The organism is Pseudomonas sp. HB05 (assembly GCF_016756915.1).
GTDB lineage: Bacteria > Pseudomonadota > Gammaproteobacteria > Pseudomonadales > Pseudomonadaceae > Aquipseudomonas > Aquipseudomonas alvandae.
Genome location: NZ_JAESPG010000020.1, coordinates 65,466 through 79,075 on the forward strand (window position 1 = coordinate 65,466; position 13,610 = coordinate 79,075).

Sequence of the window (13,610 nt, forward strand, 5' to 3'; positions counted from 1 at the left end):
GACCCGAGTCTGACCGCCGGCGTCAAGCAGGTGCTTCGGTGCCAGATGCGCATACCTCATCGTCATGCCGACGTCTCCCTCGCCGCACTTAGCGCACTGAGAAGGCTTGACCGGTATCTGGTAGCCCCGGCAGCCTCCTCTACTGCTCCGAAAAAATAAACTGCCCTTGGTTTTCGTACTCACAAGATGACCGCTTTTGGCCGTTCTCCGCCGGTCGTCACTACGGCGTGTACTGGTCAAGTCCATGCAATTACGCAGGCTCACATTAAAAACCGACGAACGACCACCCGGCCATGGAAAACCACCGGGCTCCAGGGTCTCCCAGCGCTACCGATTGGCGCAACAGTACCCCCCAAAATGCTGTTGACCGCGAGCAGAACGAGCGCTAAACCAGAACTGTACCAGCGCTGTCCTCGACAGCACCCAGGTAGCCAGAACCTTTGAGGCTACGCCACATCGTGGTGGTTCACCCCAAGTGCGATTAGCGTCCGGCGGCTCGCACAGTCACAGCGATGTGATGGATGCCTACTTCTCAACTTTGCCCACTGTGGCAACTCAGGCTTTCTCCTGGCTGCTCTGCAGCAACTTATCCGCTTGGCCATTTCTTGCACCAACCTGTTGCCCGTCTCTTTGCCTCCTAAAGAGACGGGCGCTCCTACCGCTGCTGCAGCCCAACTCGTACAAGGCTTTGCGGCATTCCCTCTCGTGACAATCGGCGTGACAAACACCGAATTCACCAGCAACAGCGATGCAGATGATGGTGCCGCAGCCCACGGAGTGGACTGCACCTGACTGACAGTCAGATATGCCCCGGTCATCGCCTCACTGCTTTCACCCGACTCAGGATCTCGCGGCACCGGTCTCGTCAGCCAGTGCAGCCTCCACCCGCCCACCGCTATCGGTGTTCAGGAGGCCAGATCATGAGATGCCCAAGCTCCCGGTCGTAAAGAGCCGCCAGTCCCGCGTTAGTGGACAACCCTCACAGGTCGCAGGGGCCTTGATCCCTGATAACACTCAACAACCGTGGCGGGATGAGTGAGGACGAAGTCGATAATCTCAGGAGAAGTGTGATGCAACAGTGCGAAGCGTTCGAGCCACCACAACCATTGCTGGAATACCAGCAGGCGCCACTGCCCTATCCGGTCGAAGCATTGGGGGATCTGTTGGGCTCTGCGGTCGAGCGACTGGCCCGGGTGATCGGCGTGCCCTGCGCAATGGCGGCACAATCGGTGCTGGCCAGCGCAGCCCTGGTGAGCCAGGGTCATGCCAATGTCCTACTCGACGGCCGAACCTATCCGCTGTCCCTCTACCTGCTGACGGTGGCGTCCTCGGGTGATCGCAAAAGCGCGGTGGATCAGCTGGCACTGAAAGCGGCGCGCGACTGGGAACGACAGCAGTGGACTCTGTATGCGGAAAAGCTCAAAGCCTATCGCGCAGCCAGCAGCATCATGACCAAACCCAAAACCTCAAAGAAACACGCGGAAGCGGAAGGCGGTGAGCTATCCGAGCCGGTACCACCGAGACTGATCATTGCCGAGCCCACTATAGAGGCCCTGGTCAAAAGTCTGTGCCAGGGTTTGCCCAGCATGGGTTTATTCAATGATGAAGGTGGCCAGTTCTTGGGCAGCAGCACCATGAGCAAAGAGAATCTGCTCAAGGCGATCACCACCTTGTCGACATTATGGGATGGCAGCCCGATCGACCGGGCCCGCTCCATGGCTGGAGAAAGCCTGCGCGCCTATGATCGCCGCCTCAGCCTGCATCTGATGCTGCAACCCTACTTGGCCATCCAGCTGTTCAAAGACCCGGTGATCAATGGCCAAGGCATCCTCGGCCGTTGTCTGATCAGTTGGCCCGAGCGCCTGGCCGGCCAGCGACTCTACAAGGCGATCGACCTGACCCTAGATGCCAAAGTCCAGCGCTACCAACAGCGGATCACCGCCCTGCTGCAAAAGCCCTGGTCGCTTCACAAGGATGGATCACTCAATCCCGTCACGCTGGAGCTGACTCCCCGCGCCCGTCGTACCTGGATCGATATTCACGACACCATCGAGTGCCAGTCTGGCGAGTTCGGCGAGCTGGCCGGCATCCAGCCTGTCGCGGGCAAGGCCGCGGCGAATGTACTGCGCATCGCGGGCGTGCTGGCCATGATTGAAGAGGCCGGTCAGTTGGATGAAGCACACATCCAGCGCGCCTCCACGTTGATGGATTATTACCTGGCCGAGAGCCAGCGCCTGACCGAACAGGAGCCGGTCAATAGCCGACGCGAAGAGGCGGATCGGCTGCTGCGCTGGCTGGTGCAGAAAGGCTGGACTCACTTCACCATTCGCGACGTCAATCGCAACGGCCCTCGCTTTGCCCGCAAGAGCGCTGACCATACCGCCTCTCTATTGGTCGTGCTGATCACTCATCGCTGGCTGAGCAGCCGCGACGGAAAAACGTTCGAGGTCCGCCATGTTTCGCCTCAATGACGCGGTGCGCCGCTACCAGGCGCAACTTCAACCGCAACCAGAATCGCGGCGTGTCGCCGCCGCTGTCGCCACCCTGTCGCCACGCGCCAGGCCAGAAATGACGCGGGTTGTCGCCACTGTCGCCGCTGTCGCCACACCACCCTTTGAGCCTGCCAACCTCGCCCGGCTGATCAAGCAACTGCGCGAGGAAGGGGCACTGCTGCAACACCAGGAGAACGCCCTCCTGATCCGCCCGACACACTGGCAGCAGCTGGACAGGCTCAGCCCCCACTGGAAAGCCTTGCTGCTCTTTCTGCAAACAAACGAAAACGGTGAAGATGATGACTCTGGTCGGTCGGCGTGAGGGTCGCAACTTTGGCTACGGACGCCAGCTAAGCTACGCCGGCCCACAAGCGCTCAAAGATCTGTTTGCCGGCGGCCACTTTGCCACGGTCAAAGCGCATAGCGATCGCTGGCAAGCGTTCGTGCGTTGGTGTCGGTCAGAGGACGGCCCCGGTTACAACGATGCGCGTCAGATCGATCAACAGACGCTGCAAGATTACGCCGCGTACCTGCGCCAGCAGATCCAGCAAGGTGAACTCTGCATCGCGACCGCGCAGAACCGCCTGAGCAGCGTCAACCGTACCCTCGCGGCGCTGCGCGGTGATCAGGACGTGAGGATCGCCAGTCCGAGCCAGGCGTTGGGACAGCAGCGCTCGAGCGTACGCACCCGCGCGCCCGATGGCCAAGACCACCAACAGGTGCGGCGAGTACTCGAGGCGCTGGGCGAACTGCAACGCGTGCGGGTGGCCGCTATTGTCCTGTTGGCCCGAACAACCGGTATGCGCCTGCGCGAAGCGATCCTGGCTGACCTGCCACGACTGCAACGCGAAGCCGAACACTTAGGCCGCATCAACATCCAGGACGGTACCAAAGGCGGTCGCTCAGGCGCTTCAGCGCCGCGATGGGTTGTGGCCAATGAAGAGGTGAAAACGGCACTGCAGCTTGCTCGTCATGCGTCGCCGACCCGCAGCGGCAACTTGCTGGCCCGAGACGAAAGCTATGCTGCATTCCTGCAACAGACCGTGCTCCCCGCCCGCGAAACACTGCATGAACACGGGCTGAAGGGTTTCCATGAGCTGCGAGCGGCCTACGCCTGCGAACGTTACGAGCAGCTCACTGGCCACGCGGCTCCGGTCAATGGTGGTCACTGCTATCGCATTGACCGCTACCTTGATCAACAGGCGCGCCAACAGATCAGCCTTGAACTCGGGCATAACCGGATCGATGTGATGTCGGCCTACATTGGAGGTCGAGCATGACCAAGTCCTTCGATATGGCGCTGTTCCTGAGCGGCGTACTGACCGGCTCGAAGGTCACGCAGCAACGCCACCTACGCCAAGCCCGAATCATGCAAGCGGCCATTCAACAACGATGGCGACGAGACAATCCCTGGACCTGGCAACTCAAGCATGTGCGCTGGTTTCTCACTCAACACCTGAAAGACCATTCCGATGCCACTCGGTATTACTATCGGCTCACCACCTTATTGGTCTGGAAGAGGTTAGGGAACGACCGAGAAATGCTGATCTAACGTTCGAATCGTGGATAGGCAACCCTCCAGACTCGCTTGCCCGCCATCCATCTCAGCGTGGATATTCTCTTGCGGATGAACCTGATCGAAAAACACCGCCGCAATGGCAAAAAGCAACCCAACCCGGTTAGTCGTGACAGGTCGAACACGGCCAATTGCCGTCGTTTACGCATTAAGTCGAGCCAGCAGTACCACGACACTGATCTTGTTGACGACGGCTGAAAAGCCCTCATTTTGGAGGATGAAGCAACACTCTGAATTGCCCTTAGATTCCCAGACACATGAGCGGCAGTTGAGGGGTTGATTTCTGGCTGTTCTGACCGACCGCAAAGGGTCGGTTCTGTTGAAAAAGTCGGCTTCGGTTTCCACGGCAGAAAAGTACGCGTCTGAGATTGAAATCCGTGTTTTGCGCAGAAGGCTCAAGGCTCAGATTTGACGTAGCAGCATGCAAAAATGGCGTTCTCACCGCTCAATGCATGGGTAGCCAGGCAGGTCGACTTTTTCAACACAATCGGTCGACTGCGGCCTCTCGCGACAGGCAACAATCAGCCAGCAAGGGACATTGTGCTGAAGATGAAGCGACTGTGATTTTCCTTTTGGCTTTGATCACTTTGTTAAATTCTTCAGCCATTTCTTCTACACTCCATCCTCTTACCCGCAGATCAAAATTGGAACAGCGATCTCAATGAAGAACAGGCTTGATTCAAGCGTTGGCAACGCGGATTCCCCCTCTGCACATTACCGCAATCCGGATAGCGATCCACGCGGTCCCTATGTGATGTTGGACGCGACAGCCTACGGTGACCGACCGGCGCTTTCCTATTCAATCTTAGGAAACTCCCCTCCTCCGAATCGGCACTGGAGATACCGAAGAGAGGTGATGGAAAAAATGATAGCCGACGGTCGCGCTGTGCTTACACCGAAAGGGCAAGTAAGACTGAAGCGCTACCTGAGCGAATCTGCTGGAGAGCTACAACGCATACTTAGAGAGATTCCGGCTAGTGCGCATGCCACGGAACTTGACTTTACGAGATCGATTATCCCTCAACTTGTGAGTGCTCTTGGTTACGCGGAGTCTGAAACCCTGTACGAATACAGCGTCGGCGCAATGCGTGCTGATGTCGTACTCGCACCTGCAGTAGGAGCACGTCCATGGATAGTTATTGAGATTAAGAGCAGCAGCTTGCGCCTCAACGAACACTCCTTGCGACAGCTTCGTACGTATATGTCAGCGCTCGGTAGTCCTTTGGGGATGACTATTGGCAGATCACAGCTTGCCGTCGATGATGGTGAAACTGTCGGATTATTCGATTTGGCCAATTTAAGTGGCGCGGACGCATCCGAATTGCTGGGCCGACTTGGACGCTGGACGCAAAGTGAGCACGAGATTAAGCAAGGGCGCGCGGCCATTTCCGACTTGATCGTACAAGTGGAAACAGCGACTACCAATCAAGATAAGGGGCGCTCCCTTGAAGAACTCGCTACTTTACTTTTTACTAACGCCCCATCTTTGCACTGCAAGTACCGCAATCTCATTACACGATCCAGCGAAATAGACCTTGTAGTCGAGTATCGAGGATCGAAGTTCGACATCCCATTATTTGAGGAGCTAGGTCGATACTGCCTGATTGAGTGCAAAAACTGGAGCAGCCCAGTTGGTGTAGCTCCCGTTCGCGATTTCTTAGGCAAGCTGCGCAAGGCAAAGACACAACTCGGCATTCTGTTCGCAAAGAACGGGATCACAGGCGAGGGAACTGGTCTTGACGCGTTGCGAGAAATTCAGTCAGCGTACGATCGCGACGGCACTTTCTTATTGGTGTTCTCGTTGGCCGATGTTAAGCAAATTGAGAGCGGTACGGATTTCATCGCTCTTCTCGATCAGAAGTCAGATAGCCTTCGCTTCGATCTCTGAGTACCTAGACTATTTACCCTCGGAGGGTAGTACACCGCGGAGCGAGAACTTCGGATAGCGGGCGTATCGATCACTGGCTTTTTCTTGCTTGGCGGTGGGCACTCCCGAGAAAGATAAAAAGCCGCTTTGGGTGCAGGCTGTGTGAAAACGTTCTAGAGCAAGTTCTACAGTCAGAATCGAAACGAATATCGCGTTTCTACGCAAATTTCATGTCTGCTGACTAACCAAACACTGGCAGACACTTCAAAACGGTGCATGCGTTTTCACACAGCCTGGACCCGAAGCGGCTGGTCGTAGCATCTAAGTGAGATTACAGAAATGAGTTGGGGGGCGCCGCCTACAGCATGAGGCGAGTAATGACATCGTGGTGCCAACGACCTGATTCAACTGCATAGGTATGCCATCTCATGGCTCAGAGTCGGACTCACCACCGCCCCCCTCACCTGCGAGTTGAGCCATCCGCGACCTCAATTCTGTAGCGACTCCAGTGGCGATATTAGAAAATGACTCCAGATGTTCGATCTTTTCCGCCAGAGACTTTAGCTCGCGCTCATTAGCTTCGTGAGCGCCCGGGCCATTTAGCGCAAACTGTACATATGGCAGCACATATCTGGAATCCGCACCGGCCTTGGCCAGCGCTTCCAACCAGGGAATCGCTTGCTCGGCAGCATCCTTTGCTGCCGAGCTAATCAAAAAGTGGATTAGCACACGAGCCGAGTAATCGAGCCTCCGCGCGAGTTCGAGAAAATTCTTCGCAGAGCCCTCCACAGCATCCATTTCTTCGTCGCTTGGCCTCTCCTGGAAGTGCCGGTAGCGCACTGCGCTATCAACATTGAGGGAGTCCAACGTGTGGATGAGTGGCTCAAGCTCCTGGAGCGGCCTCGCTTCCAACGGAATACTGTTCCGACGCTCCCATAAGTTGAAAATCGCCTGCTGACACGCATCCTGCGCCGCTACTTTGTCCTCGTTCGATGCCTTTTCTGTGGCATCGATCCGCTCGGCAATCATGTGCGCCATCCATTGGGTTAACAGATCGTCGGCGAGGTTGAGCTCAGCGATCAGCCGCTTACCCAAATCCACTACAGCTTTAGAGCGTTCGAGTGATTTCATCGTTGCCTATCAAGTAATAGTGTTCATAGGGCCACGGATAAGGCTCAAACTGAGCTTCATTATCTCGTGGAGGCACCCGTCGTACGGATACGCAGATTAATAATTGCTCGTGCGGATGCGCTTGCAGGAGCTCGGCCAAAAACGAGCTATCGCAACTTAGTCGGGTACCTGAGAGGTGATCATGGTCTCGCCCGTAACCGACGGACCGAGTCCATGACTCGCTGCGCAACAGCGCCCCTGACGGTGATCTCCATCGCCTGAGGTCTGGGCAAGCGGTAAGTCCGAGCTCACTGATGATGTGGGGTAACGGTTGCGGACCTGGATAATCCATTTTTGCTGCCCACGGATCATACTCATCCAGCTGTGCACTTAAATTTTCGTCAGTAACCCATGCAGAAATCCGGAACGCTTCCCCCGCAGGTTCCGACTCATCCGCTCTAGGGATGTAAAATCTGTTCTCAACAGGAGACGTTTGCAAGGCTGCAAGAAGTGCCGCAGCACTGTCCTTAGAGACGAAAGCACTTTGTACCTTAATGTTCTCAACATCATCCCTGTGGCCACTTGACCAATGCCCATACAAAACTTGAAAGCCGTCATCCGCTCGCAACTGGCTGTGCAGATAGTCTTTCGTGACTCTCCAGTACCAGCTATGGGCGCTGTCCCCCTGGAGCTTGATCGGAGGATTGGTCAGATTAGGATCGCGACGATCCGCAAGCCAACGACCGTCGATTCGGGTGAGTAATCGGCTTTGAAGCCAAACTTGGAAGTCATTCTTCAGCTCGTACTCACAGGTACCTACGGGGTGTGTCTCCAACAAGTCAGCGGCGACCAGCATCATGGCGTGATAGGCATGATATGCCCGCAGATCATCTACACGTGGCATTGACCCGTGCGAATGACTGGTGGCGAGACTGGGAAACAGTTTTCGTTTGTAGCGCGGGTCGTCCCTGCCAAGGGCGTACGTGATAGGCATTTGATCACGAAGTACCCGTCTCGCCCGGACCTCTATCGATGTTTCACTAAGCCCAAACACCTCTCCCAACGGAGCGAACCAGTAGGGGCTGATGTCGATGCCGAAGTAGTACTTTTCGTCATTGGAAACGCCGCCGTCTTCACACGTCTCGTTCAACCGTTTCCGTTGCCATCGCTGACCAGCTAGTAATGGAAGCTGGCTAGCATTCACAGCTTGCAGCTCGGGAACATCCTCTAGGATATGGGCTCCTGTACGATGCATGACGAGTAGCGTTTCGCGGGCAAAGTGGCGAATCAGCACATGCTTCATGGCGGCTGATTTCTTCAGGTAGGGTACAAATGGGATCACAGCCTCAGGACGATCGAGTGCTCCACGCGCAAGCGCTATCAACAACCACTGCTGAGCATGCCATTCATAAAAAGGAAGGCCTTGATCAGTGAACGGGCTCCCGTTGCCAGCATCGGCCCGCTCAACCAGAGCCAACAGTAGTTCTCTCCAGTCAAGTTCGATGCATGCTCTTATCACATGCGCAGCCTTCCAACGCTCTGACGCCGTAGGAGACCCAAGGCTAACCCAGAGGTATCCAGCCAGCGAGGTAAGACACGAAGAGGGAGGCATCAAGTCATCAGTCCAAGGCCCATCGCCATCTTCAGGTTCAAGAATGTCTTCGAGGAGGTCCAGCCCGAAGTTCAAGACGCCATCGGCTTCATCGGGTCGAAGACGGAAAGAGAGTGGGTCTATCAGTAGGAAGAAATCAGCAGCATCAAAAGCCTCAATTTTCTCAAAGCTTTGCAGCACAGCACCTACCACTTCATCTTCGGATACGATGCCATCTCTATAAAGGTCCTCAAAGGGGAAAACATTTCCCCAGCCGGTACGCCGCGCATACTCAGGGGTGTTACGGCAAGCGGCTAGAGTTGCTTCATTCAAAGCTTTGCGCAACGAAAGCAGCTTGCGGCTCGCCTTAGGGATGGCATCCAAAAGGTACCGCAACTCGAACAATCCGAAGTCTGGCCAAGCGGCAATAGCCCGCACAAATCCAACGCTTCGGCTCGTCCCGCTATGCTGCAAAGCTTGCTGGAAAAACTCGACTGGTGTGGATCCAGGTGCGATAGAACTTCGTCCTTTATAAGCCTTCCGGAGGTCTTCCGGACTAGAAAAGTCAATCTCAGCAAAAAGGGTATCCCAGTCCGCTTGAATTGCCTTCGGCTCATCATCAAGATCAGAATGATCACCTGGAGTAGTTTTGCTAGCAGACTCTGCCTCTGCTGCGGCAATCAACCTATCCAGGTCTAAAAGCTCAAGCTTCAGAGAGCGGCCGAGCTCCGCAAGCCCTATCCAGGTATCGGTCTTTTGGGGCTCTACTCTCAGATAGCGATAACCGATCTGAAGCATGAGTTTTCTCCGCTCCTGATCAGTCTCCGCTAACACCGCCTGTTGGATGTCAGTGAGCCCATCCCAACCAGCATCCAGACCGTATAACACCAACGGGGCGAAGGCTGGAAGCTCGCCAGAGTGAACCAGACTATGGACAGCGATCCCGATCAACCGCCCGGCATCGCCAAAATCCCTGTCACGCCACCGACTAAGAATAGAGAACGTAGAGGAAGGACATGAAGAGAGAAGAGCATCGACCGTTCTATTCCAGTCGAAATGTTTGTCGCGAGCCACATATTCATACGTGAGCTCAGCGGCCCGTGAAAGCCTGTAAGCAGAGCGCGAACGGGAAGCACCACGCTGCGCAGCGGCCTCCGCCAAATGCAGTAGTGCGCTCCAACGGTCCAAATTCTCGTCGCCGATACGACTCGAGATCTCCACTGCCCTATCAAAATAAGCCGCAGCTTCATTACTATTGGCAGGAAACACTGCACGAGCCAGGCGTAAATAGTCGTCGGCTCTTGAGTCAGCATGCTCTCTGGAGTTTTCCAACGTTTCGAAAGCTGCTATCGCAAGCACCAACGAAAAGTCCTGCATGCCCTTGGCTCGAGCAGCTATCCAGCACATGGCAGTAAGAGTTGCCGGCCACCATTGCTCCCTTCGAGCATGACACCAAGCCCGGAGCACATCGACATGTCCAGTGTCAGTCGTGGAGGAGGCATTGAGTATGCGTATCCACTCTACTGCTGCAACCTGGTGGATATTAAATTGGCCTTGGTAGTCCTTTGACGCAGCGCTCTCAGTGGCTTTCAGCGCCTGTTCGATGGCGCTGGCCAAGTCGGCCGGAGCTCTTCCACAAGAGATTTCCGCAGCGAGCACATACCAAGACAACACGCCGCCGATGGCGAGTCTGAAAGCGGCGGCGTCCCCGCCTCCTCCCCGCGAAGCTTTGTTTTCCATCTCATCTCGGATGTCAGGAGGTGCTATGTCGACTAGTAGGAGAGACTTGCCTCGTAGCGCCGACTCCAAAGCGTAGGCTCGTAGTAACGACCCACGATGTGAGCCAAAACGATCTGTGAATTCCGATGGGGGCCGTTCGGGTAGGTACCGGCATAGTAAATCTGCCCAGGCATCGTCCTGCCGCGGCAGTACCTTTAGCGACGTTGTTACCGCAGATGTAACAGCGTCTAACAGTTCCCAACGACCTTCCCACTGGGAGTTCTTGTTTAGTTTTACACGTTGATCCATCAGGACACGCATGACCCTGGCCATGGGCTCCGGGGGAATGCAATGACCGATTCGTGCAGCCTCCGTTATTAACCCCAGCAGAATCCAGAGGTTGTTCGCGGAGTGGATGGCGAGCAAATCCAACTGATCGAGTTGCCCCAAGTCGACGAGCCGACTGGCGAGCAGCCTACTCGCGTCAAACGCGAGCCGGCGAGGTTTCCACCGACTCAAAAACTTCGTGGCCTCCTCCGGCCCCTCGACTCGTAAGTAAGCCATGGCGATTTCAGCTCGATCAGCATCGTCGACCTGCTCAGCTTCTCGTTTTCTTTGAGGACGTCTTGACCACGCGTATAACCAGTCCATCGCCATACGGAGATGGCTACCAGCCTCCGCTTTAAACTGATCGCGACCTGAGAGCAGGCCTGCATCGTAAGCATGGTGTGCTCCCATCCAACCGCCGTCGAATGTGCGTCTTGAGACGAGTTCTTCAATTCTGTCTGGTGCAAGGAGATGAGCGGCAATATCAGTATTGGTCTGAATGAGCTTGATCTGACGCGACTCTCCGGCGGCCTCACCTCCTCCCTTTAATGCCAACTTCGCCGCGTCGGCATAGCGCCTTTTTTGCAAACATGCTTTGAGCGCAAATGTAAGCCGCTGAAGCTCCACATCCCGACGCTCGATCGGATTTGTGGTGGGCAGGCCGTCTTCAGATAGAGCTAATTCGACAAGCTCATCCAGGTACCCGGCCGACAGGAGTAATTGAGGGATCGTGGAGGCAACATAAGAACTACTTTTCGCGAGCGGTCGTAGACGCTCCAAGAACGAGGCGAGTATCGCTGGCGTTGGCTTGAACCGCTCTCTGAACCATGTTTCAGTAGGCTCATCAAGGAAGTGAAGGCTATCTCCTTTGACGACTAGCGGGCGGTCAAGATCATATGCAAAGCTTCGAACTGCACCCTCAGATATGCCAGAGATCTGTGCCAGAACTGAGACAGGCACTAGTGGCCGAAGCACAGCCAGTCCCTGACAGATAAGATCGATTTGAGCGACCTCCGTATTCCCTTCCCGCTCTTTTAGTTTTTCAACGGAAAGCTGCAGCAAGTCACCAATTGCTGATTCGACCGTGGAAGGCGCGGGGCCGAGCTCTCTCAGCATCTGCCCCATCGGCAACCCACGACTCAAAGCCAGAGCCTGAACTCGAGGGTTAGAACTCGTCAGAAATGCGAATTCAGCTACGTTCGCTTCAGTCGCATCCGGGAATTCGCAACGCAAGTGCACAGCAGTTTCTGCTTTGCTGAAGGGCTTTAGCTCGATCTGATGAACATTAACCAGACTTCCCAAGCGCTCCCTACGGTGCGTCCTGCAGGTCATTACCAATTTCACGCCATCTGGTAATTCCAGCTGGATCAGGTCTCGGACAAATGCTCGCTCGCCCAACTCTTCAGCAACCATATCGGCGTTGTCCGCAGCATCTATGAGCAGGCACAAACATGCGTCAGGATCACGCCCGCGTATTACAGCAATGGCTTGGTTAAGCCTGCCCAAGAACGCACGCATCAAATCCTTAGCATCCACATGGGCAGATGGTATTAGCGGATGACAAAGGCTCAGGGAGGCGAGCTCGTTGGCAATCTGGACGAGTGCATCGCGGTGTCGGTGGCGATAGTGCAGTACGTTTCGATAAAGTCCGTCGCCGAAGCAGTCATAAAGCACCGCAACGGAGTCGTTGGGCATCAATGCCGCCAAGCGTGAAGCTAACACTGACTTGCCGACACCACCGTCGGCGTGCAGAACTACTGATTGCGTAGAAGTGAGCAAATACGCAAGGATTTCGCCCTCTTGCTCTCGAGACATCGCATTAGTGGGAGAAGCAATCAAGCATTGAGCCGGAAGCAATTCCGGCTCCGTGACCTTCAAGGCCCGCAATACATCGTGTCTGCGAATAGAAGGGTCATGAGCGAATTCAGACGTGGCTTTGCGGGAGACGAGCTCTTTGAGCTGAACCGGAGAATCATAGTCTGTGCCAGCCAGATACACAGCGATATCAAGGCTGAGTAGGTTCCGCTGCGCCCAAAGCCCTGGTTCACCTTCTTCCACCGAGAAAATTTTGAAAAACTCTTTAGCCGCACTGATACTCAGCCCGGTATAGCGTATGAGCGATTGTCGAACCGTGGGATGACGAGAACGCTGAGCATGTCTCAAATCCTCAATCGACTCTTTCACCTTTATGTCGATAGGACGGTTGGTTGTGTAAGTAAATTTAAATTTCTCTTGGAGCGTTTCTGCGGAAAACTTGGAGCTGAGTCCTGTGTAGCGCTTGGCAAACCCTTTGAGGGTCTTTTTGAGGCCGCTTGCCGTCCAAGGTGTTGAAGCATGCCGCGTTGAGTGCTTCAGCTGGACGTAATGAACGCTTCGCGCATCTTCAACGTTCTCACTACCGTAGTAAAAGCCAACATCAATGAGCTCGTCCCCATCCTCCACGGATCTGCCCCCCTCCGCCACAGAGGCCCCCTCGATAGAAATGGCTACAAGATCACCCAATCCCGGCAAGAGAGAAAGGCAATGGCGCGCTGCCCAATGATAGTGAAACTGATCGCCGTCCCGGCTCGGGCGCACCAAATCATCGCCTGCCATTAATGGCTTACCTCCTTGTGTGTGGAATGTCTCTAGTCAAGCAGCTGGGCGAACGCAGTGAGGAGAGGAACGAATGACCTACGGATGCGATCGTTCACCGGATGTGCACCGGCGCTGCAACGGAGACCATTCTGAACCAACTAGTAATCTTGGGGTAGTAGCGGGGTGGTAGCTGCTGGATTGATAGCTTGAATCAACCCTTATGTCGTAGACGACACGACCGGCCGGTTTGGGCAGTTCACTGCCAATCATAGTTACGAAGCGTGCTGGTCAGATCGAATGCAAACAGGTGGTCAAGTGGAGTGCAGTATTCCAATTGGTATTCCAACTAAA

At 55.3% G+C, this 13,610-nt stretch carries 7 protein-coding genes; 5 read left to right on the forward strand and 2 right to left on the reverse strand.

Annotated elements, in window-relative coordinates; translation table 11 throughout:
- Window positions 1-1,070: 1,070 nt before the first annotated feature.
- From JMN22_RS18260 to JMN22_RS18280, 5 genes are all read left to right on the forward strand, one after another.
- Entirely contained in the window at window positions 1,071-2,471 is a 1,401-nt protein-coding gene (locus JMN22_RS18260) for a YfjI family protein (RefSeq protein ID WP_198797630.1), read from the forward strand.
- On the forward strand, window positions 2,455-2,814 hold the full coding sequence (locus tag JMN22_RS18265; protein ID WP_198797631.1) for a hypothetical protein: 360 nt from the start codon (window positions 2,455-2,457) through the stop codon (window positions 2,812-2,814). The genes JMN22_RS18260 and JMN22_RS18265 overlap by 17 nt, the downstream gene beginning before the upstream one ends.
- Window positions 2,792-3,772 carry an integrase domain-containing protein gene (locus JMN22_RS18270; RefSeq protein WP_198797632.1) on the forward strand — a complete coding sequence of 327 codons (981 nt, stop codon included), beginning with the start codon at window positions 2,792-2,794 and terminating at the stop codon, window positions 3,770-3,772. Before JMN22_RS18265 ends, JMN22_RS18270 begins: the two co-directional genes overlap by 23 nt.
- Window positions 3,769-4,044 carry a hypothetical protein gene (locus tag JMN22_RS18275; RefSeq protein ID WP_198797633.1) on the forward strand — a complete coding sequence of 92 codons (276 nt, stop codon included), beginning with the start codon at window positions 3,769-3,771 and terminating at the stop codon, window positions 4,042-4,044. Before JMN22_RS18270 ends, JMN22_RS18275 begins: the two co-directional genes overlap by 4 nt.
- An 880-nt stretch (window positions 4,045-4,924) precedes the next feature.
- On the forward strand, window positions 4,925-5,956 hold the full coding sequence (locus JMN22_RS18280; protein ID WP_198797634.1) for a type I restriction enzyme HsdR N-terminal domain-containing protein: 1,032 nt from the start codon (window positions 4,925-4,927) through the stop codon (window positions 5,954-5,956).
- Between the two features lie 405 nt (window positions 5,957-6,361).
- Here JMN22_RS18280 and avs3b read toward each other — a convergent pair whose 3' ends face one another.
- Complete coding sequence (gene avs3b / locus JMN22_RS18285) at window positions 6,362-7,066, reverse strand: AVAST type 3 anti-phage proein Avs3b (protein WP_198797635.1); 705 nt, start codon at window positions 7,064-7,066, stop codon at window positions 6,362-6,364.
- Window positions 7,044-13,277 (reverse strand): NACHT domain-containing protein, encoded by a 6,234-nt coding sequence (locus JMN22_RS18290; protein WP_198797636.1) that lies wholly within the window; start codon window positions 13,275-13,277, stop codon window positions 7,044-7,046. Before JMN22_RS18290 ends, avs3b begins: the two co-directional genes overlap by 23 nt.
- Window positions 13,278-13,610 lie beyond the last annotated feature (333 nt).